The organism is Salipiger bermudensis, from assembly GCF_017309175.1.
In the GTDB taxonomy this organism is placed as follows: domain Bacteria; phylum Pseudomonadota; class Alphaproteobacteria; order Rhodobacterales; family Rhodobacteraceae; genus Salipiger; species Salipiger bermudensis.
Window position 1 is genome coordinate 71335 of the sequence record NZ_JAEKJV010000007.1, and the last position, 21871, is coordinate 93205.

Annotated in this window: 23 protein-coding genes; 12 read left to right on the plus strand and 11 right to left on the minus strand. The window is 67.3% G+C overall.

The genetic code is table 11. From position 1 onward, the window contains the following. Positions 1 to 68: 68 nt before the first annotated feature. Complete coding sequence (locus JF542_RS11075; protein WP_207075884.1) at positions 69 to 2498, minus strand: ligase-associated DNA damage response DEXH box helicase; 2430 nt, start codon at positions 2496 to 2498, stop codon at positions 69 to 71. Positions 2499 to 2672: 174 nt separating this feature from the next. On the opposite strand from JF542_RS11075, the gene yghU reads away from it, so the two are divergent. The 3 genes from yghU to JF542_RS11090 all read left to right on the plus strand — a co-directional run bounded on the left by yghU (position 2673) and on the right by JF542_RS11090 (position 5263). Further along, a complete protein-coding gene (gene yghU, locus JF542_RS11080; RefSeq protein ID WP_207075885.1) occupies positions 2673 to 3533 on the plus strand; it encodes a glutathione-dependent disulfide-bond oxidoreductase in 861 nt (286 codons plus the stop codon). Between the two features lie 91 nt (positions 3534 to 3624). Continuing rightward, the gene (gene purE, locus JF542_RS11085; RefSeq protein WP_207075886.1) at positions 3625 to 4119 is read left to right on the plus strand and encodes a 5-(carboxyamino)imidazole ribonucleotide mutase; all 495 of its coding nucleotides are present in this window, start codon (positions 3625 to 3627) and stop codon (positions 4117 to 4119) included. A gap of 73 nt (positions 4120 to 4192) precedes the next feature. Beyond that, positions 4193 to 5263, plus strand: a complete 1071-nt coding sequence (locus JF542_RS11090; RefSeq protein ID WP_207075887.1) for a 5-(carboxyamino)imidazole ribonucleotide synthase — start codon at positions 4193 to 4195, stop codon at positions 5261 to 5263. Positions 5264 to 5307: 44 nt separating this feature from the next. Here JF542_RS11090 and acpS read toward each other — a convergent pair whose 3' ends face one another. The 3 genes from acpS to JF542_RS11105 are packed head-to-tail and all read right to left on the minus strand — an operon-like array spanning position 5308 to position 6916. Continuing rightward, a complete protein-coding gene (gene acpS, locus JF542_RS11095; protein ID WP_207075888.1) occupies positions 5308 to 5712 on the minus strand; it encodes a holo-ACP synthase in 405 nt (134 codons plus the stop codon). Beyond that, positions 5709 to 6167 carry a nucleoside deaminase gene (locus tag JF542_RS11100; RefSeq protein ID WP_207075889.1) on the minus strand — a complete coding sequence of 153 codons (459 nt, stop codon included), beginning with the start codon at positions 6165 to 6167 and terminating at the stop codon, positions 5709 to 5711. Before JF542_RS11100 ends, acpS begins: the two co-directional genes overlap by 4 nt. After that, a complete protein-coding gene (locus JF542_RS11105; protein WP_007794304.1) occupies positions 6164 to 6916 on the minus strand; it encodes a pyridoxine 5'-phosphate synthase in 753 nt (250 codons plus the stop codon). Before JF542_RS11105 ends, JF542_RS11100 begins: the two co-directional genes overlap by 4 nt. Positions 6917 to 7159: 243 nt before the next feature. Between JF542_RS11105 and JF542_RS11110 the strand changes: the two genes are divergently transcribed. After that, a complete protein-coding gene (locus tag JF542_RS11110; protein ID WP_207075890.1) occupies positions 7160 to 7621 on the plus strand; it encodes an NUDIX hydrolase in 462 nt (153 codons plus the stop codon). 7 nt (positions 7622 to 7628) lie between these two features. Here JF542_RS11110 and JF542_RS11115 read toward each other — a convergent pair whose 3' ends face one another. Then, a complete protein-coding gene (locus JF542_RS11115) occupies positions 7629 to 8132 on the minus strand; it encodes a flavin reductase family protein (protein ID WP_007794297.1) in 504 nt (167 codons plus the stop codon). 950 nt (positions 8133 to 9082) lie between these two features. Further along, positions 9083 to 9685, minus strand: a complete 603-nt coding sequence (locus tag JF542_RS11120) for a GcrA family cell cycle regulator (protein WP_007794294.1) — start codon at positions 9683 to 9685, stop codon at positions 9083 to 9085. A gap of 121 nt (positions 9686 to 9806) precedes the next feature. On the opposite strand from JF542_RS11120, the gene JF542_RS11125 reads away from it, so the two are divergent. Then, a complete protein-coding gene (locus tag JF542_RS11125; RefSeq protein WP_007794290.1) occupies positions 9807 to 10616 on the plus strand; it encodes an ABC transporter permease in 810 nt (269 codons plus the stop codon). Here JF542_RS11125 and JF542_RS11130 read toward each other — a convergent pair. Then, the gene (locus tag JF542_RS11130; protein ID WP_207075891.1) at positions 10537 to 11496 is read right to left on the minus strand and encodes a DMT family transporter; all 960 of its coding nucleotides are present in this window, start codon (positions 11494 to 11496) and stop codon (positions 10537 to 10539) included. The two genes, JF542_RS11125 and JF542_RS11130, sit on opposite strands and share 80 nt — an antisense overlap. 337 nt (positions 11497 to 11833) lie before the next feature. On the opposite strand from JF542_RS11130, the gene leuC reads away from it, so the two are divergent. Continuing rightward, positions 11834 to 13255, plus strand: coding sequence for a 3-isopropylmalate dehydratase large subunit (leuC, locus tag JF542_RS11135; RefSeq protein ID WP_007794282.1), 1422 nt, complete (start codon positions 11834 to 11836; stop codon positions 13253 to 13255). A gap of 37 nt (positions 13256 to 13292) precedes the next feature. On the opposite strand, the gene JF542_RS11140 is transcribed toward leuC, so the two are convergent. Then, positions 13293 to 13508: a hypervirulence associated TUDOR domain-containing protein gene (locus JF542_RS11140; protein ID WP_207075892.1), complete on the minus strand. Its 216-nt coding sequence runs from the start codon at positions 13506 to 13508 to the stop codon at positions 13293 to 13295. A gap of 76 nt (positions 13509 to 13584) precedes the next feature. On the opposite strand from JF542_RS11140, the gene leuD reads away from it, so the two are divergent. Next, positions 13585 to 14190 (plus strand): 3-isopropylmalate dehydratase small subunit, encoded by a 606-nt coding sequence (leuD, locus tag JF542_RS11145; RefSeq protein ID WP_007794277.1) that lies wholly within the window; start codon positions 13585 to 13587, stop codon positions 14188 to 14190. A 216-nt stretch (positions 14191 to 14406) separates the two neighbouring features. Here the strand turns inward: leuD and JF542_RS11150 are convergent, their stop codons facing one another. Continuing rightward, the gene (locus JF542_RS11150; protein WP_007794274.1) at positions 14407 to 15087 is read right to left on the minus strand and encodes a 3-oxoacid CoA-transferase subunit B; all 681 of its coding nucleotides are present in this window, start codon (positions 15085 to 15087) and stop codon (positions 14407 to 14409) included. After that, complete coding sequence (locus JF542_RS11155; protein WP_007794271.1) at positions 15087 to 15740, minus strand: CoA transferase subunit A; 654 nt, start codon at positions 15738 to 15740, stop codon at positions 15087 to 15089. Before JF542_RS11155 ends, JF542_RS11150 begins: the two co-directional genes overlap by 1 nt. A 173-nt stretch (positions 15741 to 15913) precedes the next feature. Between JF542_RS11155 and JF542_RS11160 the strand changes: the two genes are divergently transcribed. From JF542_RS11160 to leuB, 4 genes are all read left to right on the plus strand, one after another. Further along, positions 15914 to 16108, plus strand: a complete 195-nt coding sequence (locus tag JF542_RS11160) for a hypothetical protein (protein ID WP_207075893.1) — start codon at positions 15914 to 15916, stop codon at positions 16106 to 16108. A gap of 8 nt (positions 16109 to 16116) precedes the next feature. After that, positions 16117 to 16935, plus strand: a complete 819-nt coding sequence (locus JF542_RS11165; protein WP_207076011.1) for a hypothetical protein — start codon at positions 16117 to 16119, stop codon at positions 16933 to 16935. A 26-nt stretch (positions 16936 to 16961) separates the two neighbouring features. Beyond that, the gene (locus tag JF542_RS11170) at positions 16962 to 17867 is read left to right on the plus strand and encodes an endonuclease/exonuclease/phosphatase family protein (protein WP_207075894.1); all 906 of its coding nucleotides are present in this window, start codon (positions 16962 to 16964) and stop codon (positions 17865 to 17867) included. A gap of 85 nt (positions 17868 to 17952) precedes the next feature. After that, positions 17953 to 19056, plus strand: coding sequence for a 3-isopropylmalate dehydrogenase (gene leuB / locus JF542_RS11175; RefSeq protein WP_007794263.1), 1104 nt, complete (start codon positions 17953 to 17955; stop codon positions 19054 to 19056). 81 nt (positions 19057 to 19137) lie between these two features. On the opposite strand, the gene JF542_RS11180 is transcribed toward leuB, so the two are convergent. Further along, on the minus strand, positions 19138 to 20748 hold the full coding sequence (locus JF542_RS11180) for a Na/Pi cotransporter family protein (protein WP_207075895.1): 1611 nt from the start codon (positions 20746 to 20748) through the stop codon (positions 19138 to 19140). Positions 20749 to 20885: 137 nt separating this feature from the next. Between JF542_RS11180 and JF542_RS11185 the strand changes: the two genes are divergently transcribed. Continuing rightward, positions 20886 to 21863: a DMT family transporter gene (locus JF542_RS11185; protein WP_207075896.1), complete on the plus strand. Its 978-nt coding sequence runs from the start codon at positions 20886 to 20888 to the stop codon at positions 21861 to 21863. Positions 21864 to 21871: the final 8 nt, after the last annotated feature.

The window sequence follows — 21871 nt, forward strand, 5'->3', positions numbered from 1 at the left end:
GATACAGCCGCAAGCGTCGCGGGGTAAACCCCGATTGCAGAGTTTCCCCCCTGTTCGCGCAAACCCGGCTAGGACGCGACCATCGAGCCGGGTAGCTGCGACAATCCTGCCTCATTAAGCAGCGCCGAGACCTCTTCCTGCAGCAGCCGTTCATCGGCCATCCCGGCGATCGGGATGCGCCCCGGCTCGAGGAACAGCGGCGCCGAGAGTGGCGAGACGCGGCTCAGGCGCAGCAGGTCGATGCGATCCTCGACCCGTTCGCACATCTCGCGGATGCGGCTGAAATCCACCAGCCCGCGCATCGCTTCCTCGCGGGTGATCTGCAACAACAGGTGGTCAGGGTCGTATTTCACCAGCGTGTCATAGAGGATGTCCGAGGACATCGTCGCCTGCCGTCCGCTCTTGCGCTGGCCGCCGGTGTTGCGCTCGATCAGCCCGGCGATGGTGGCCGAGGCGCGGAAGGTGCGCTTCATCACAGCGTTGCCCTGCAACCATGTCTCGAGTCCGGCCTCGAGCTTGGCGAGGTCGAAGAGCGGCTTGGGATCGGTGACCGCATCGAGCCCCCAGATCAGCACCGCGTAATCCGAGGCGACGAAGCCCATCGGCGCCAGCCCCTCTTCCTCCATCCGCTTGGTCAGCAGAAGGCCCAGCGTTTGCATGGCGTTGCGCCCGGCAAAGCCATAGGCCACGAGCTGCTCGCGGCCGTCATGCGGAAAGCTCTCGATCAGCAGGCGGCCAGGTTCGGGCAGGCGGCTGACCTCGCGCTGAAGGCCCAGCCACTCGGCGGTGTGGTCCGGCAGCTCGGGCCAGCGCTCTTGCCCGAACATGCGCAGGATGCGCTGCGACAGTTGTGTCGAGGTGGCGAACTTGGTGCCGTTGAAGGTGGCGATCTTGGGCTTTCTCGCAGCATCGCGCGAAACCTCGACGGTCATCTCGCGCAGCCCCTCGTAGCGCACGATCTGGCCCCCGATCAGGAAGGTGTCGCCCCGGCTCAGCGAGGCGGCGAAGCCTTCCTCGATTTCGCCCAGCGGTGCGCCGCCGCGGCCGCGCCAGCGCACCTTGAGCGTGTCGGTGTCCTGAATGGTGCCGATATTCTGCCGGATGCGGGCAGCCGAGCGCGGGTCGCGCAGCTGCCAGAGCCCGTCTTCTCGCTGCAACAGCCGCTGCCAGCGGTCATAGGCGCGCAGCGCGTACCCGCCGGTGGCGCAGAAGGCGAGGCAGGCGTCGAACTCGGCGCGGTTCAGGTCGGCATAGGCGCCGGCCTGTGTCATCTCGTCGTAGAGGGCATCGGAGTCGAACGGCCCGGCGCAGGCGGCGATGAGGATATGCTGGCAGAGCACGTCGCGCGGGCCGCGCCCGCGCCATTCGCCGTCGAGCTCGCGATCCTTCACCGCCTCGAGCGCTGCGACGCATTCCACCACCTCGAAGCGGTTGGCCGGCACCAACAGCGCCTTCGACGGCGCATTGTAGCGGTGATTGGCGCGCCCGATGCGCTGCACCAGCCGCTTGACGTTCTTCGGCGCGCCGATCTGGATCACCAGATCCACATCGCCCCAGTCGATCCCGAGGTCGAGCGAGCCGGTGCAGACGATGGCCCGCAGCTCGCCGCGCACCATCGCCGCCTCGACCTTCTCGCGCTGGCCGCGATCGAGCGAGCCGTGGTGGATGCCGATGGGCAGCGCGTCCTCGTTGGCGAGCCAGAGGTTGTGAAAGAAGATCTCGGCCTGGGCGCGGGTGTTGTGAAAGATCAGCGTGGTCTTGTGCTGCTTGACCTGCTCGAGCACAGCCGGGATGGCATAGGCCGCGCCGCCGCCGGACCAGGGCGGCGCCTCGTCGGTGACCAGCATCGAGATGTTGGGTTCGGGGCCGGGATCGGCCTGCAGGATCTCGCAGGGATCGGGATGGCGCGCCAGCAGCCGGGCGATGGCCTGAGGGTCCTCGACCGTGGCCGAGAGCCCCACCCGCCGCAGCCCCGGGCACATGTCCTGCAATCGCGCCAGCGCCAGCATCAGCTGGTCGCCGCGCTTGCTTTCCGCCAGCGCGTGGATCTCGTCGACGACCACGCGCTGCAGCCCGGCGAACATCCGCGGCGCATCCTCGTAGGAGGTCAGCAGGGCGAGGCTCTCGGGCGTGGTCAGCAGGATCTGCGGCGGGTCGGCGCGCTGCCGTCGCTTGCGTGAGGACGGCGTGTCGCCGGTGCGGTCCTCGACGCGGATCGGCAGACCCGCCTCTTCGATGGGGATCAGCAGGTTGCGCCGGATGTCGGCGGCCAGCGCCTTCAGCGGCGAGATGTAGAGCGTGTGCAGCCCCTCGCGCGGCACCTCGGCGAGCTCGGCCAGCGTCGGCAGGAAACCCGCCAGCGTCTTGCCGCCCCCCGTGGGCGCGATCAGCAGCAGGCACGGATCAGAGGCGTGGGCCAGCATCTCTTGCTGGTGCGGATGGATCTGCCAGCCGCGCCGGTCGAACCAGCCCTGAAGGGAGGGGGGGAGCATCGTCATGGCCCATAGATAGGGCGGCGCCCGCAAATGCGACAGAGCCGCCGGAAATTCGCTTGCCGGGAAGGGCTGCGCGGCCTCGCGCGACCTGCCTGTGCCCCTCCGCACAGGGGCGGCACTGGCATTCCTGCTCAGTGACGTTACCTTCCGCCCAAACAGCGCAAGGGAAACGCAGACATGACCGAAGAGTACACCCCGCCCAAGGTCTGGAAATGGGAAAAGGACAATGGCGGCACCTGGGGCTCGCTCAACCGCCCCATCGCCGGTGCGACCCATGACAAGGAGCTGCCGGTCGGTGAGCATCCGTTCCAGCTCTACAGTCTTGCCACGCCGAACGGCCAGAAGGTGACGATCCTGTTCGAAGAGCTGCTCGAAGCTGGCTTCTCGCAGGCCGAGTACGACGCGTGGCTGATCAAGATCGGCGATGGCGACCAGTTCGGCTCGGGCTTCGTCGACATCAACCCGAATTCCAAGATCCCGGCGCTGCTCGACCGCTCGGGCGACAAGCCGGTGCGGGTGTTCGAATCCGGCGCCATCCTTATGCACCTCGCGGAGAAGTTCGGTGCCTTCCTGGGCGCGCCCGAGAACCGCGCCGAGATGCTGTCGTGGCTGTTCTGGCAGATGGGCAGCGCGCCCTACCTCGGCGGCGGCTTCGGGCATTTCTACGCTTACGCCCCCTACAAGATGGAATACCCGATCGACCGTTTCACCATGGAGGTGAAGCGCCAGCTCGACGTGCTCGACCGGGCGCTGGCCGAGCGCAAGTTCATCACCGGTGACGATTACACCATCGCCGACATGGCGATCTGGCCCTGGTATGGCCGCACCGTGAAGGGCGGCTCCTATGACGCGGGCGAGTTCCTCGACGTGCAGAGCTACAAGAACGTCATCCGCTGGGCCGACGAGGTCGGCGCGCGCCCGGCGGTGCAGCGCGGACGCATGGTCAACGCCATGAGCGGCGAGCCCAGCGAGCAGCTGCGCGAGCGTCACGCGGCCTCGGATTTCGAGACCAGGACGCAGGACAAGATCGGCGACTAAGACGGTGCAAAACGGCCGCCCCTGACGCATGGACACGGGGCGGCCAGCCGCTATAGTGCGGGCTTCTTTTTGCGAGAGGTCAGGGCAGGAAATGGCGGAAGACACGGTCAAGGTCGGCATCATCATGGGCAGCCAGTCGGACTGGCCGACGATGGAAGAGGCGGCGCGGATGCTCGACGAGTTGGGCGTGGCCTACGAGGTCAAGATCGTCTCGGCCCACCGCACGCCGGACCGGCTCTGGACCTATGGCAAGGAGGCCGCCGGGCGCGGCCTTCAGGTCATCATCGCGGGCGCCGGTGGTGCCGCGCACCTGCCGGGCATGATGGCATCGAAAACCCGCGTGCCGGTGATCGGCGTGCCGGTGCAGACCAAGGCGCTGTCGGGCGTCGACAGCCTCTATTCCATCCTGCAGATGCCGCGCGGCTTCCCGGTCGGCACCATGGCCATCGGCGGCGCCGGTGCGGCCAATGCCGGGCTGATGGCGGCGGGCATCCTCGCGTTGCAGGATCCGGCGCTGGCCGAGCGCCTCGACGCGTGGCGCGCGGCGCTCTCGGCCTCGATTCCCGACGAGCCGGTGCGCGACTGATCCGCCGGCGCGGCTTGTCAGCGGCTTCGTTTCGCGCAAGAAGCGGCGCAAGACCACGATTCCGGAGGCTGACATGACCGAACCACTTCGACAGGGCGCCACCATCGGCATTCTCGGCGGCGGACAGCTGGGCCGCATGCTCTCGGTCGCGGCCAGCCGACTGGGCCTGCGCTGCCACGTCTACGAGCCCGGCGAGGCCCCGCCCGCCGGTCACGTGGCCGACGCGGTGACCACCGCGCCCTACGAGGACACTGCCGCGCTCGAGGCCTTTGCCGCTTCGGTCGATGTCATCACCTACGAGTTCGAAAACATCCCCACCGCGGCGCTCGATACGCTGCAGGCGCTGTGCCCGATCCGCCCCGGACGCGAGGCGCTGCGGGTGAGTCAGGACCGGCTGACGGAAAAGACCTTCCTCACCGATCTCGGGCTCAAGACCGCGCCCTTCGCAGACATCACCGATGCCGAGAGCCTGACACAGGCGCTCGAGATCATCGGCACGCCGTCGATCCTCAAGACCCGCCGCTTCGGCTATGACGGCAAGGGGCAGGCGCGGATCAACACGCCCGAGGAGGCGGCAGCAGCGCTCGAGGAGATGCGCGGCGCACCGGCGATCCTCGAGGGCTTCGTCGAGTTCTCCTGCGAGATCTCGGTGATCGCGGCCCGCAGCGCCGACGGCGCCGTGGCCTGCTTCGATCCGGGCGAGAACATCCACAGCGAGGGCATCCTGCGCACCACCACGGTGCCGGCGCGGCTGTCGCAGGCGCAGCGCACCGACGCGGTGCTGCTGGCGGCCAAGATCCTCAACGCGTTGAACTATGTCGGCGTGATGGGGGTGGAGCTCTTTGTCACGCCGCAGGGGCTTCTGGTGAACGAGATCGCGCCTCGGGTGCACAATTCCGGCCACTGGACCCAGAACGGCTGCACCATCGACCAGTTCGAGCAGCACATCCGCGCCGTGGCCAACTGGCCTCTGGGCGATGGCAGCCGCTTTGCCGACGTGCAGATGGAGAACCTGATCGGCGACGATCTCGACAAGCTGCCGGAACTGGCGACCGAGGCCGACACCGCGATCCATCTCTACGGCAAGGACGCCGTGAAGGCCGGGCGCAAGATGGGCCACGTCAACCGGATCATTCGGGGCTGAGGACTTTCGGTGCGCGCCCCGGCGGGCGCGCACCTGTCGAGGGGTCAGCTCTGGATCGGGCGTGCCTCGATCACCACGAAGGCCTGCGCCCAGGGGTGATCGTCGGTCAGCGTGACGTGGATGATCGCCTCGTGACCCGGCGGGGTCATGCTCTCCAGTCGTTCCTGCGCCCAGCCGGTCACCGCCATCACCGGCTGTCCGGTGTGCAGGTTGGTGACCGCCATGTCCTTCCACGCGATGCCCATGCGCAGACCGGTGCCGAGCGCCTTGGAGCAGGCCTCCTTGGCGGCCCACCGCTTGGCATAGGTGCCGGCCACGTCCTTGCGACGCTCGGCTTTCGTCTGCTCGGTCTCGGTGAAGACCCGGTTGCGGAAGCGGTCGCCGAAGCGCGCGAGCGTGCGCTCGATGCGCTCGATATTGGCCAGGTCGGTGCCGATGCCGAGGATCATGCCTCGCCCCGGTAGATCTGGCTCAGCCGCTCGGCGCCGAGCCCGCCATGCCAGTCGAAGGCGTGATCGCAGGCGCGGGCATAGTCGGCGATGGTGAGGCTGGGGAACTGGAAGAACGTCGGCGCCAGCTCCTGTGTCATGGCAAAGACCAGCCGGTCGATCCCGGCCCAGCGCATCGCCGCGAGGCACATCTCGCAGGGCTGCATCGACGCGATCAGGGTGCAGCCGTCGAGCTTGGTGCTGCCAAGCTTGCGGCTGGCGGTCTCGATGGCGACGATCTCGGCATGGCGCGAGGCATCGCAGCGCTCGGAGACCTCGTTGGCCGAGAGCGCCAGAACCTCGTCGCCGCGCAGCACGGCGGCGGTGAAGACCGGTCCCTCGCCGGGGCTGAAGCGCTCGAGCGCGGCGGCGATCACCGCGTCGAGCGTCTCGCGTTCTGCCGTGGTCGGCGTCATGCGCGGGCGTCGTCCATCAGCCGGCGCATCTCCTCGATGGAGGGGCCAAGGCCGCGGAACAGCGCTTCACCGATCAGGAAGTGCCCGATATTCAACTCCACGATCGCCGGGATCTGCGCGATCGGGGCGACGGTCTCGTAAGTCAGCCCGTGCCCGGCATGGACCTCAAGCCCCAGCGAATGGGCATAGGCCGCCATCTCGCGCAGGCGTTCGAGCTCCGCATCGCGCTCGGCAAACTTGCCCTCGTAGTGAAAATCGCAATAGGCGCCGGTGTGCAGCTCGACCACCGCCGCGCCGATCCGCGCCGATGCCGCGACCTGCGTCTCGTCGGCACCGATGAACAGCGACAGCCGGCAGCCCGCCGCGCGCAGCGGCTCGATGAAATGCGCCAGACGGTTCTCGTCCTTTGCCACCTCGAGCCCGCCCTCGGTGGTGCGCTCCTCGCGTTTCTCGGGGACGATGCAGACCGCGTGCGGCTTGTGGCGCAGCGCGATGGCCTGCATCTCCTCGGTGGCCGCCATTTCGAGGTTGAGCGGCAGCGACAGCGTCTCCATCAGCCCGTCGATATCGGCATCCGAGATGTGCCGGCGATCCTCGCGCAGGTGGGCGGTGATGCCGTCGGCACCGGCCTCTTCGGCGATCTTCGCGGCGCGCAGCGGGCACGGATAGGCGCTGCCGCGGGCGTTGCGCACGGTGGCGACGTGGTCGATGTTGACGCCCAGCCGCAGGCGTCCGGCATATTCGGTCATTTCGCTTCCTCGCGAGGCAGTAGTCGACGGGCGGACCCTAGCCGCTTCCGCATTGCGGGGGAAACCGATTTCAGGGGAGCTCGGGGGATTTCAGCGCCGCTCGGGGGCGAGATTTTCACATGATTGACGCCGGGTTGGGGTCGGGCGGCAAAATAAACGTCGTCACATCATGAAAGTGTCATACTTTATCTACGGACAGGCTGTATTTCAGTAAAACACTTTAGAGCAGATAAACGGAGCCTCATGACCGATATAGGCGAGCAGATCGGCGCCCTTCCCATGCATTGGGACAAGAAGGGCAACCTTCATGTCCTCATGGTCACGTCTCGCGATACCGGGCGCTGGGTGATGCCGAAAGGCTGGCTGATGGACGGCAAGAAGCCCTGGGCCGCCGCCGAGATCGAGGCGCTGGAAGAGGCCGGGGCCGTCGGGCATATCGGCAAGGAAATCATCGGCACGTTCCATTACGACAAGGGGCTCGACGATGGCACCAGCCTGCCCTGCCGGGTCGATGTCTATCCGATGATCGTCGACAAGCTGAAGCGGCGTTGGAAAGAGCGCAACGAGCGCACGCGGCACTGGTTCACACCAAAGGCCGCCGCCAAGCGGGTGCAGGAGCCGGAACTGGCCGAGATGCTGCTGTCGCTGGTCGACAAGCCGCAAAAGCAGCCGGTCATCAAGCAGCTGCTCAAGAAGGCGGGCTAGCCGCGCCTCAGTCTGGGGTGAAGGCGCCGAACACGCCGGCCGAGAACGTCAGCGGCGCACCGGGATGGGTTGTCACCCGCAGCACCCGTCCCACGACGATGGAGTGATCGCCCGCATCGTGCTGCGCCTCGGTGCTGCACTCGAACCGCGCGAGGCAGCCCTCGATCAACGGCACACCGTCGGCGCTCGCGGACCAGTCGGCGAGATCGAAGGACTCTGCATTGCGGGCAAAACCGCGGCAGAGCGCGGCCTGATCGCGGCTCAGCACGTGAATGGCAAAGCGCTCGGCGGCCATGAACGAGGCGTAGCGCTGCGAGTCCTTCGCCGGCGACCACAGCACCAGTGGCGGGTCAAGCGAGACGCTGGCGAAGCTGTTGGCGGTGATGCCGATCGGGCCGTCCTTGGTGGCACAGGTGACCACGGTGACCCCGGTGACGAACTGCCCCAGAGCGTTGCGGAAGGCGCGGGGATCGGCTCCGGCAGGATCGAAGCTCTGCGGGATCTGGCTCATGCCGTGCCCTCTTGCCGTGTCGCCGTCGCGTCTCGCACGCCGTCTCTCCTCGTCTTGCCTCTGTGGTCTTATCGTCACGCGTGGGTAATGCGTGCTTCGGTCGGGCGGGGCAAGCAACGAAACTGTTTGCTGATGCACAGCCCCTCTCGCTCAACCTTGCGCACGAGGCGGTGAAGTCAAGCCGCCCGCGCCCTTTATTGCTTTGCTTTCCGACGCCTGCGGGGTGATTCCAAGGGGCAGGGCGGGCCGGGGAGGGGTGTTGATTTTCGACAACAATCCCGGCGCCGACGGGGGCCGGGGGCGGCGCGGCGCCGATAGGCACTGGTGGCGCGTGTCCCGTTGCGGTAGTCAGTTACCAGAAAATAAAGGCCGCCAAACGATAAAAACCGGTGGCCACGAGTGGAGCAGTGTCGTCATGAAAACGATGGATATCGTCAACCGCACCCGGTCGGGTGTGGCCCGGAAAGGCTGTGCCGGTTCGTTCGCAACCGCGCTGCAACCGTCCGGGAGGGTCTGACAGACAGTCCACTCGCCCGTCCCCCGCTCGTCATCGAGACGCCTCTGCCAAACTCCCCTCGGGGGCGGCGCCGACGTGCTGCGCGATGATCCGAGCGAACTGAATTGCCGCCCCGGTGGATGCACCGCCTGCGTCCCGGGGTCCAACTGGCGGGAGCGTCGATCCTCGACGTTCCCGCTTTTTTTGTGCTTTCCCTGCCGTTGAGCTCGGCCTTCGCCGGCCGCATGGATCAGGGGGGGGGGCGGCATCGACGCGTCGGGCCGGCAGCCCCCACAATGCCACGCACCACAGCGCACGGTCGCGCAAAGACGCATTGCGCATCAACCAGTTAACCTGCCATGGGCCGTGTCATGCACGGCCAGAGTTGTCCCGGCCGATGAACTCGGCCGGTGCTCTGGCGCGCTGCTCTCGTTTCTGGAGACGGAGACGCGCCTCAGCGGCGACGGTCGCGGCGCGACGACATCGGCTGGAACGCCACGCCCACATGCGCCTCGCAATAGGGCTTGCCCTGCTGCACGGGCAGGCCGCAGAACCAGAAATCCTCGGTCGCGGGGTCGCCCACCGGCCACTTGCAGGTGCGCTCGGTCAGCTCCATCAGCGTCAGGCGCTTGGCCTTCTTCTCGATCTCGCTGACCTTGGCCAGGGCCTCGGGGCTGATCTCGTTGGCCGAAGGCTGCGGCGGCAGCGGCTGGCCGGCCGGAATGATCTGCTTGCGCGCCGGCGACACGGCCGGACGGGTCTCGGGCACGGACGCCGCCTCTTCGCGCGGCGCAGTCTCGGCCGCAGGCGCCGCCGGAGCGGGCTTCGGCTTGGGCGCCGGCTTGGCGTCCTTGACCGGCTTCGCCTCCTTGGCGGGTGCCGCGGCGGCCGCCGGTGCAGCACCGGAGCCGGTCCGGTTCGACAGACCGAGGCGGTGGACCTTGCCGATCACGGCATTTCTCGTGACACCGCCGAGCTCTTTCGCGATCTGGCTGGCGGATTGTCCCTCCGCCCACATCTTCTTAAGCAGCTCGACGCGCTCATCGGTCCAGGACATGACGTATCCTCATTGAAAAAGGCGGCCCTCTAACCGGACCGCCTGGAAATTCCGCGGGTGGCCCTATTGTAGTCATCGCATTCCGAGTTACAAGCCAAGCCCGCAGAGGAAAGGCCCACGCATGACCGATTATCCGCACAGAGATCCCGGCGAACGCCGCTTCGGGCAGGTGAACTGGCTCGGGCTCTACACGCTCTGCAGCCGCGAGGTGATGCGCTTCGTCAACGTCTGGACCCAGACGCTGCTGGCGCCGCTGGTCACCGCCGGGCTGTTCCTGATGATCTTCACCATCGCCATCGGTCCCCGTCGCGGAGACGTGATGGGCGTGCCCTTCACCGACTTCATCGCGCCGGGGATCCTGATGATGACGGTGATCCAGAACGCCTTTGCCAACACCTCTTCCTCGATCGTGGTCTCCAAGGTGCAGGGCAACATCGTCGACACGCTGATGCCGCCGCTGGCACCGTTCGAGCTGGTGTTGGGGTATCTCGCAGGCGGCGTGGCGCGCGGGCTGATCGTTGCCGTGGCGATCTCGGCCGGGCTTTTCGTGACAACCGGGCTGGTGCCGCAGCACCCGCTGATCCTGCTGGTCTTCGTGATCCTCGGCGCGGCCTTCCTGTCGGCGATGGGGATGCTGGCCGGGCTCTGGGCCAACAAGTTCGACCAGATGGCGGCGATCACCAACTTCATCGTCACGCCGCTGGCGTTCCTGTCGGGCACCTTCTACTCGGTCGAGGCGCTGCCGCCGGGGCTTTACGAGATCACACACGTGAACCCGGTCTTCTACCTGATCGACGGCGCCCGCTACGGCATGATCGGGGTCAGCGACAGCACCCCGGGCTTCGGTTTCGTCATCGCTCTGGTCGCGACGGCGGCGGTGTTGCTGGCGGCATGGGGGCTGTTCCGGACGGGTTGGCGGCTGAAGGCCTAGGACCAACCGGCCTGAGCCGCGCCTCGCGCCAGGCCAGCAGTCCGGCGCCGGCCACGATGATGGTCGCGCCGAGCAGCGAGATCGCATCGGGCCGCACCGAGAACAGCAGGAAATCGTAAAGCGCCGCGAAGACCAGCGTGGCGTACCAGAACGGCGACACGAAGCTGGCATCGGCGCGCCGGATGGCCTGGATGAAGCAGGTCTGCGCCGAGGCCATCAGCACGCCCACGCCCGCGAGCGCCGCCCACTGTGCAGGGGTCGGCATCTGCCAGACCGCGAAGGCCGCGGCACTGGCGATGCAGGTGCCGATGAAATTGTTGATCAGCAGGATCTGGAACGCACCTTCGCGCCCCGAGAGCCGCTTGATCACCACCAGCTCCGCCCCGAGGCAGAGCGCCGCCCCCAGCGCCAGAAGTGCCGCCGGCTGGAACGCCTGCGGTGTCGGGCGCAGCAGGATCATCGCCCCCACCAGCGCGATCACCGCCGCCGAGACCCGCACCCGGCCGATCTTTTCCCCGAGGAACGGGATCGCCAGCAGCATCCCCACCACCGGGTTGAGAAAGCTGATCGCGGTGGCGTCCGAGAGCGGGATGAAGGCAGCGGCGGCGAACATGAAGCTCACGCCGCCCCAGCCGAACAGCACCCGAAGCGTGTGTACCGGCAGCGCCGGCCGGGTCATCTGCGGCCGCAGGATCAGCGCCGCGGTGGAAAACACCATGAGGGCGAAGACAAAGCGCCCCTGGCTGACCTGCAGCGGGTGCAGCGCCGGTCCCAGCGTGTCGGTGCCGAGCATCTTAGCCAGCAGGGTGGTGCCGGCGACGAAGCCGGAGGCGAGCAGGGTCAGGGCCGCGGCGAGCGGCGGGTTCGGGCGCACATCCATGCCTGCCCGTCTGCGCCCTCGGCGAGGGTTTGGCAAGCATCGGGGCGGTGCTGCAGCCCGGAAGGGTGTCGCCAGGCCAGGTCCGGGTGGCGTGGCGCTCCGGGGCGCGTGCCTGCGTGCTGCGGCGGCGCCCTCTTGATCGGGGCGGGGAGACCTTGTATCCCGCCTGTCATGACTCGGGTTCTCGACCTCGGCGACCGCGCGCGTCTGCGTGAACGGTTCTACGGCGCCACCTTCACGGTGCTCGCGCGGCTATAAGCCTGTCATCGCCCGCCCCGGCGCGGGACAATGATGCCTCGCGCCCAGCCCAGCTATTCCCAATTCCGGAGAGGAACCCATGTCCGGCAAGACACTCTACGACAAGATCTGGGACGCCCATGTCGTCCAGCAGGACGAAGACGGCACCTGCCTTCTGTATATCGACCGCCACCTCGTGCACGAGGTGACCTCGCCGCAGGCCTTCGAGGGCCTGCGGATGACCGGTCGCACCGTGCGCGCGCCGCAGCGCACCATTGCCGTTCCCGACCACAACGTGCCGACCACGGTTGACCGCGAGAACGGCATCGAGAACGAGGAAAGCCGCATCCAGGTCGAGGCGCTCGACAAGAACGCCAAGGATTTCGGGGTCAACTACTACCCCGTCAGCGACGTGCGCCAGGGCATCGTTCACATCGTCGGCCCCGAGCAGGGCTGGACCCTGCCGGGCATGACCGTGGTCTGCGGCGACAGCCACACGGCCACCCACGGCGCCTTCGGCGCGCTGGCGCATGGCATCGGCACCTCCGAGGTCGAGCACGTGCTCGCCACGCAGACGCTGATCCAGTCCAAGTCGAAGAACATGAAGGTCGAGATCACCGGCCAGCTGCGCCCGGGCGTCACCGCCAAGGACATCACCCTGTCGATCATCGGCCACACCGGCACCGGCGGCGGCACCGGCTATGTCATCGAGTACTGCGGCGAGGCGATCCGCTCGCTGTCGATGGAAGGCCGGATGACGGTTTGCAACATGGCCATCGAGGGCGGCGCGCGTGCCGGCCTGATCGCGCCCGACGAAACCACCTTCGAATATGTGAAGGGCCGCCCGCACGCGCCGAAAGGCGCCCAGTTCGAGGCCGCTCTGTCGTGGTGGAAGACGCTCTATTCCGATGACGACGCGCATTGGGACAAGGTCGTCACCATCCGTGGCGAGGACATCGAGCCGGTCGTGACTTGGGGCACCTCGCCCGAGGACGTGCTCGGCATCTCGTCCAACGTGCCGTCCCCCGAGGACTTCACTGGCGGTAAGGTCGAGGCGGCCAAGCGCGCGCTGCAATACATGGGGCTCGAGGCCGGTCAGAAGCTCACCGACATCAAGATCGACACGGTGTTCATCGGCTCCTGCACCAACGGCCGCATCGAGGATCTGCGCGCTGCGGCGGCGATCCTGAAGGGCAAGAAGGTCAAGGACGGCATGCGCGCCATGGTCGTGCCGGGCTCGGGCCTCGTCCGTGCCCAGGCCGAGGAAGAGGGCCTGGCGCAGATCTTCATCGACGCGGGCTTCGAGTGGCGCATGGCGGGCTGTTCGATGTGCCTTGCGATGAACCCCGACCAGCTGGCCCCCGGCGAGCGTTGCGCGGCGACGTCGAACCGCAACTTCGAGGGCCGTCAGGGCAAGGGCGGACGCACCCACCTGATGTCGCCCCAGATGGCGGCGGCAGCGGCGCTCACCGGTCACCTGACCGATGTGCGCGACCTGATGGAGGCACCGGTTACGGCCTGACGGCCGGGGCGTGGCCCCGGCTCCGGTCAGGAGGCGGTCACGAGGCCTTGCGAAGCTCGGTTTCCGACTTCAGCACCTCGTCGCCGTCCTCCTGCTCGATCCGGTAGGCTGGTTCGTCGTCGGAGGCGTCGCGCGTGACCTCGCTGCCCTTGATCTTGAGGGTGGTCTTGCGCGTGTACTTCTTGACGACCTTGCCGGTCCCGGTGCCGTTGCCCCAGTCCCATTCGACCTTGCTACCTTCGCTGTAAGACATCGCTGAACTCCTGGTATATCCTGGCGGCAAACGCCGGCCCTGCGGCGCCGGTTCCGCCCTCCGAAAGGACCCCGAGATGGAAAAATTCGAAAAACTCACCGGGATCGCGGCGCCGATGCCGCTGGTCAACATCGACACCGACATGATCATCCCCAAGCAATTCCTGAAGACGATCAAGCGCTCCGGCCTAGGCGTGCACGCCTTCGACGAGATGCGTTACCTCGATGACGGCTCGGAAAACCCCGATTTCGTGCTCAACAAGCCGGCCTACCGCGAGACCCAGATCCTCGTCGCGGGCGACAATTTCGGCTGCGGCTCCTCGCGCGAGCACGCCCCCTGGGCGCTGGCCGATTTCGGTATCAAGGCGGTGATCTCCACCTCCTTCGCCGACATCTTCTACAACAACTGCTTCAAGAACGGCATGCTGCCCATCGTGCTGCCGCAGGAGGCCGTGGACGTGCTGATGAAGGACGCCGAGAAGGGCGCCAACGCCCGCATGACCATCGACCTGGAGAACCAGGTCGTGACCACCTCGGACGGTGAGGAATTCCGCTTCGAGATCGACAGCTTCAAGAAGCACTGCCTGCTGGAAGGGCTCGACGATATCGGCCTGACCATGGAGAAGGTCGGCGCGATCGACAGCTTCGAGGCGCAGGCCGGACAGAGCCGCCCCTGGGTCTGAGCCGATCGCGACTGCGATCAGGAAGGCGGGGGCCGCGTGTCCCCGCCTTTCTCTTTTCTGAAGACTTGCGCCTCTGGCACCGCCCGGCCTGCCTCCGGCGGGGATATTTTTGGCCAGAAGAAGACAGGAGCGCTTCGCCCCATGCGTCTTCTGGCCTGAAATATCCCGGGGGAGGCGCCGCAGGCGGCGGGGGCAGCGCCCCCATTGTCGCGGCGGTCAGCCGGTGCGCGACAGGTCCATTTCGGGCACGTCGTCGCCGATCACCAGCTCCGCGTCAGTCGCCGCGACCACCTGCTCGACGGTGACGCCGGGGCCGGTCTCGAGCAGGTGCAGCCCGTCTTCGCGTGGCTGCATGACGGCGAGCTCGGTCACGATCAGGTCGACGCAGCGCTGCGAGGTGACCGGCAAGGTGCATTCCGGCACGATCTTCGAGGTGCCCTTGGCGCTGTGGATCATCGCCACGATGACCTTCTTGGCGCCGGTCACGAGGTCCATCGCGCCACCCATGCCCGGAACGAACTTGCCCGGGATCATCCAGTTGGCGAGATGGCCCTTGGCATCCACCTGCAGCCCGCCCAGCACCGTCAGGTCGAGATGGCCACCGCGGATCAGCCCGAAGGAGAAGGCGCTGTCGATGATCGAGGCGCCGGGCACGGCGGAGACGAAGGTGCCGCCGGCATCGGTCAGGTGGCGGTCTGTCATGCCCTCGGGAGGGCGGTGACCCATGCCGACCACGCCGTTCTCGGCCTGGAAGAACACGCCGAGGCTTTCGTCGAGGTGGTCGGAGACCAGCGTCGGGATGCCGATGCCGAGATTGACCAGCGATTTCGGCCGGATCTCGAGCGACACCCGGCGGGCGATGATTTCCTTCGGGTCCATGGTTTCGAAATCGCGCATCACATCGCCCTCTTGATCACGTGGTCGACCAGCACGCCCGGGGTCTTGACCGCGTCCGGGGGGATCACGCCGATCGGCACGATCTCTTCCGGCTCGGCGATCACCACATCGCCGGCCAGCGCCATGATTGGATTGAAGTTCGTCGCCGACAGCATGTAGGCGAGGTTGCCGACATAGTCGCAGCTTCGTGCCGCGATCAGTGCGAAATCGGCGCGTAGAGGTGGCTCCAGCAGATAGGTCTTGCCCTCGACCTCGACGGTCTGTTTGCCCTCGGCAATCAAAGTGCCAAGACCTGTCGGGGTCAGGATGCCGCCAAGCCCCATGCCGGCGGCGCGGATGCGCTCGACGAAGGTGCCCTGCGGCACCAGTTCGACCTCGAGCTCTCCGGCCTGCATCTTCTCCTGCACCACCGGGTTCACGCCGATGTGGCTGCCGATGAACTTCTTCACGCAGCCGGCGCTGACCAGCGGGCCGACCCCGGTATGGGGGCGCGCGGCATCGTTCACGATCATCGTCAGGTCGCGCTTGCCGGATTCGGCCAGCGCGCGCACGATTCCGTCGGGCGTGCCGACACCCATGAAGCCCGAGAGCATCACGCGGGCGCCGTCGGGGATCATCTCCACGGCCTCCTGCATGCTGATTGCCTGGTGCATGGTGGTCTTCCTCCTGTTCCGCTCGCAACTGTCGGGCTCGGTAAAGACCTTTCCACGGGCACTGGCCTTGCGGTAGGTCAAACACTTCGCGAATTCGCCTATTCCGTGTTTCCGGAGCCCCATGTCCATATCTTGTGGGTGCTGGCGTCGGCGCCACAATCGAGGCGCGTCTGATGCAAAAACGCACCGATCTGAACACGAAACCGCCCGAATCCGAGTCCTTTGCTGCATGGATCCTTGCCGCAGCTCGGGAAAGTAGGCAAAAATTGGGCAATATTGAGGCATACCGTCCGCGTGGCGGCGTCTGGCAAAACAAGGCGCATGGCAAAGAACCGTGCCCGGCCGGACATAAGGGGCAAGACGATTGATCAAGCGTATGGTGAAAGCCGGGACGCGCGCCGTCCTGATTGCGTCGCTGGTGGCAATGCCAGCGTTGCTCCTGCCGCAGACCACGGCGGATGCGACCCAGATGATCGCGCTTCTGGCGCTGGTGGGCGCGCTGCTGACCTTCGTCGAGTATATCGGCGATTACCCCTCGATCATCGAGTTCCGCGATGCGCCGCCGTTCAACCGGCTGCGTTTCCTGGCGCTCTTTGCGACGGTGCTGATCCTGACCCTGATCTGCCGCGGCGAGGTGTCCCCGTCGGCGCTCAGCGAGGGCCTGCGCGCGCTTGGCCGGGGCATCGGGAACGTGCTCGATTTCCCTTACTCGCCGGTGCGGCTGATGGTGCTCGGCGCCTCGGCGGAGATGACGCTCGAGCAGGTCGACATGATCCGGACCCATGCGGGGATTGCCTATCTCGTGTCCATGCTGGCGACGGTGACCTTCGTGCTGATCGTGCGGGTGCTGAACTGGCCGATCCGGAAGGGCGCCTTCAACTTCTGGGTCAACCTGCCGCTCTTCGATCCGACCGCAGGCGGAGACGTGCTGCGCCGCCTGAAACGTGATGCCCACGTTAACATCGCCTTAGGGTTTCTTCTGCCATTCCTGATCCCGGCATTGATGAAACTGGCGTCAGAGGCGTTTGCCCCGATCTCCTTGGCGAACGTCCACAGCCTTATCTGGATCACGAGCGCATGGGCCTTCCTGCCGGCAAGCCTGATCATGCGCGGCGTCGCGCTGATGCGCATTGCCGAACTGATCGAGGAAAAGCGCCGCCGCGCCTATGCGCAGGCGGATTTGCAGGCGGCCTGAGCCTTCTCCTGTCGCTGTGGCTGACCTTGCCGCTGCTGGCCGAGCCGCTGCGGCTGGCCATCTGGAACGCCGACCTGTCCCGCGAAGGGCCGGGGCTCCTGCTCCGCGATCTGCGCGACGGCGAGGGCGCCGGGCTGGTGGCCGAGGTTGCCGCCGTGGCCCCCGACGTGTTGCTGCTCACGGATATCGACTTCGATCACGATCTCGTCGCGCTGGGTGCACTGGCCGCGCGGCTGGAGGAGGCGGGGCTGTCCTATCCCCATCGCTTTGCGCAAAGGCCCAATACCGGCGTGCCAACGGGGCTTGATCTCGATGGCGACGGTCGTCTCGGTGGTCCGAGGGATGCGCAAGGCTACGGATGGTTCTCGGGGCAGGGCGGCATGGCGCTGCTGTCGACGCGTCCGTTGCAGTTGAAGGCGGACTTCACGGCGCTGCTCTGGCGCGATCTGCCGCGCAGCCGGATGCGCGGGGGCGATCCTGCGGCCGAGGTCCAGCGCCTGTCCTCGGATGCACATTGGGTGATCGGGATCGAGGGGGGGCCGAGCCTGCTGGCCTGGAACGCCACGCCACCGGTCTTTGATGGGCCGGAGGATCGCAACGGCCGGCGCAACGCCGACGAGGCGGCGCTGTGGCGGCGCTATCTCGACGGCGCGTTTGGCGTGCCGCCGGACCTGCCCGTGCTGATCGGCAACGCCAATCTCGACCCCGAGCGCGGCGAAGGCCTGCGAGAAGAGATGCGCGGCCTGCTGAAGGATCCGCGCCTGCAGGATCCGCTGCCGGGCGAGGCGACGGTGGCGTGGGATCAGACCGGGCCGATGCGGGTAAGCTACATCCTGCCCGCCGCCGGCCTGACGGTCCGTGATGCCGGGGTGCGCCCGGCCGTCGAGGGGCAGCGGCACCGGCTGGTCTGGGTGGCGCTCGATCTGCCCTGACAGGCGGCGCCGACCCCCGCCTTTCTTGACCATCCCGCCCCCAGCGGCTACGCGGATCGGGACATTCCGAGGAGAGGATATTCCCATGAGCAACCCTTCGCTTCTCATCCTGCCGGGCGACGGCATCGGCCCCGAGGTGATGGCCGAGGTCCGCCGCATCATCGACTGGTACGGCGACAAGCGCGGCCTCGCCTTCGATGTGAGCGAAGACCTCGTGGGCGGCGCGGCCTATGACGCGCACGGCACGCCGCTGCATGACGACACCATGGCCAAGGCGCAGGAGGTCGACGCCGTCCTGCTCGGCGCCGTGGGTGGCCCGAAATACGATGTGCTCGACTTCTCGGTGAAGCCCGAGCGCGGCCTGCTGCGCCTGCGCAAGGAAATGGACCTTTACTCCAACCTACGCCCGGCCCAGTGCTTCGACGCGCTGGCGGATTTCTCGTCGCTCAAGAAGGACGTGGTCGCCGGTCTCGATATCATGATCGTGCGCGAGCTGACTTCGGGCGTCTATTTCGGCGAGCCGCGCGGCATTTTCGAGGAAGGCAACGAGCGGGTCGGCATCAACACCCAGCGCTACACCGAATCCGAGATCGACCGCGTCGCGCGCTCGGCCTTCGAGCTGGCCATGCGCCGCGGCAAGAAGGTCTGCTCGATGGAGAAGGCCAACGTCATGGAATCGGGCATCCTCTGGCGCGAGGTGGTGACCGAGGTCGGCAAGGATTACCCCGAGGTCGAGCTCAGCCACATGTACGCCGATGCTGGCGCCATGCAGCTCTGCCGCTGGCCCAAGCAGTTCGACGTGATCGTCACCGACAACCTCTTCGGTGACCTGCTGTCGGATGCCGCGGCGATGCTGACCGGCTCGCTCGGCATGCTGCCCTCCGCTTCGCTCGGTGCGCCGATGGAGAACGGCCGTCCCAAGGCGCTCTATGAGCCGGTGCACGGCTCGGCGCCGGACATCGCAGGCCAGGGCAAGGCGAACCCGATCGCCTGCATCCTCTCCTTCGCAATGGCGCTGCGCTACAGCTTCGATCAGGGGGCCGAGGCCGAGCGTCTTGAGAAGGCGATCGAGACCGTGCTCGCCGACGGTGTCCGCACCGCCGACCTGCTGGGCGAAGAGGGCGTGACCCCGGTCTCGACCTCGGGCATGGGCGACGCGATCCTCGCGGCGCTCGACGCCAGCCTCTGAGGTGCGCGGGCCTGAGGGCCCTTGACCGATCTGATGTGACGCGGGCGGCACCCTTGGTGTCGCCCGTTGTCGTTTGCGGGCTCAGTCGGATCTGGCGGTGGCCCGCTGAAGACGGTCGGAGACCGGTGTCTCGGGGCGGTCGCTGGCGGCGAGGTCGCCGTAATGGGCGGCGCGCGTAGCGTGGTGCGCGGCGTGGCCGAGCCAGCGCATGGCATCGGTGAGGCCGAACACGTCGCGCACCTCCACGAGACCCGCATGTTCGCGCAGCAGCACCGAGCGGCGCAGCCGCCGGGTGCGCCCGGTGATCAGCTGTTCGAGCCGCTCCAGTCGCGCGGCGTCGGCGCGGGGCGGGTCGTCCGCCGCATAGCGCAGCGCCGCGCCAAGGGCGAGCGCCGGGCGGCGCAGGCCGGGGTCGCCGAGCAGCGGGCGCATCTGGTCTTCGCGGGTAAGCCGGTGGGCCAGCCGGGCCAGATGATCGTATTGGTGCAGAAGCGCCGCGTAGCGGTTGGCGGCAAGGGCATCTTCCGGCGCCGGGCTGATGCGTGCCAGAAAGCCGTGCAGGTCGTCGAGCGCGGGCTGCAGCCGCAGCACCGCCTGCGCGGGCAGCGGCCCGCCCTGCGGACGCAGATGGTCTCCGGCGGCGCGGAACAGTGCGCGCCGAATGCGCAGGGCGCAGCCGCCGGCCCCGTCCATCGCCGCGTGGGCATCGCCCAGCAGGCGACGGTCGAGCGTCTCGGTGAGTGTGGCGGCGCGGCCCGGCACGAGGCGCTCGATCAGCCGTGCAAAGGGCGCGGTGGCCGGCAGCATGACCAGCGCGCCAATGACGTTGAACAGGGTGTGGAATGTCACCAGCGCGGCGGGGTCATCCGGGGCGAAGGCGCGCGACAGCAGCGGCACGACGAGCCCCAGCATGGCAAAGGCCACGGCGCCGGTGACGATGTTGTAGGCGGTGTGGGCGATGGCGGTGCGGCGCATGTCGCGCGAGCCGCCGACGGTGGCGAGGATCGCGGTGAAGGTGGTGCCCACATCCATGCCGATGACCAGCGCTGCACCTTGCCCGAGCGTGATCGCGCCAGAGGACAACAGCACCAGCGTCGTCGCCACCCCGGCGCTCGAGGATTGGATCACCACCGTCACGCCCGCACCGATGAGCAGCAGCAGCGCCCGACCGGCCCAGCTGTCGGGCGGCAGGATCTCGGGTGAGAGCCAGCTCTCGAAGCCGGCGGTGGCGTCCTTCATCATGTCGAGCCCGATGAAGATCAGGCTGAACCCGGCCAGCAACGCACCGAGCCGCGCCAGCCGTCCGCGCGCCATCGTCGCGGTGAGCGCGCCGACCAGAAGCCCGGGCAGGGCGATGGTGCCGAGCGAGAGCTTCAGCCCCAGCAGCGCCACGATCCAGCCGGTGATGGTGGTGCCGATATTGGCGCCGTAGATCACCCCGATGGCCTGCGGGAAGCTCAGGAGTCCGGCGCCCACGAAGCCGATCACCGTCACCATCGTGGCCGAGGACGACTGGATCACCGCGGTGGTGGCCGCGCCCGAGAGCGCGCCGGTCAGCGGCGAGGTGGTGAAGCGGGCGAGGATGGCGCGCATCTGCCGGCTGGCGATCTCGCGCAGCGCGCCGGTCATCGACTGCATCCCGAACAGGAACAGTCCGACGCCGCCGAGAAGGCTCAGTATCTCGATGCTCATGCCACGATCTCCCGCGAAATCATCGCACTCGTGCGAATCCGCCGCAAGCGCGGCGCTTGGGCGCAGCGACCTCTTGTTGAGCCCGCAAAGCGGTGTAAGGCTCGAGTCATCTCCGTTTTGTAGAGTCGATCACCGTCATGGGTCACAATGCCAAAGGCGCGCTTCTCGCGCTGCTCTCCTTCGCGCTCTATTCTGCCCATGACGTGGTGGTGAAGCTGCTGGGGTCAGTCTACAGCCCGTTCCAGATCGTGTTTTTCTCGGTGCTGTTCAGCTTCCCGCTGGTCAGCCTCATGCTGATCCGCGACACCACGCCGGGGCATCTGCGGCCGATCCACCCGTGGTGGACCGCGCTGCGCACCGTCTCGGCGGTGATCACCGGGCTCTGCGCCTTTTATGCCTTCTCGGTGCTGCCGCTTGCCCAGACCTACGCGATTATCTTCGCCCAGCCGCTGCTGATCACCGTGCTGGCGATTCCCATCCTTGGCGAGCAGGTGCGCCTGCGCCGCTGGATCGCGGTGCTGGTGGGACTGGCCGGGGTGATCGTGGTGCTGCGTCCGGGCGCGACCGAGCTGACCCTTGGCCACGCCGCGGCGCTGGTGGCGGCCTGCTGCGGCTCGCTGTCCTCGATCGTGGTGCGCAAGATCGGCCACGAGGAGCGCTCGGTGGTGCTGCTACTCTACCCGATGATGACCAACGTCGTGCTGATGGCCTGCGCGCTGCCCTTCGTCTACCAGCCGATGCCGATCGAGCATCTCGGCGGGGTCGGGGTGATGGCGGTGCTGGCGCTGATCGCCTCCTTCGTGCTGATCGGGGCCTACAGGGCCGGCGAGGCGGTGATCGTGGCGCCGATGCAGTACTCGCAGCTGATCTGGGCCACGCTCTACGGCGCGCTGATCTTCGACGAATGGCCCGACGAGATGACGCTCGCGGGCGCGGTGCTGATCATCGGGTCGGGGGTCTACATCGTGCTGCGCGAGGGCCGCGGCAAGGCGTCCGAGAACACCCCGGTGCTGCGCACGCGCACCCGGTTCGAGACCGGCACCAGCCTGCGCATCGGGCCGCTTCTGAGGGCAATAAGGCGGCGCGAGAAAACCGTGCAAAAGAGCACGCAATGACCCTTGCC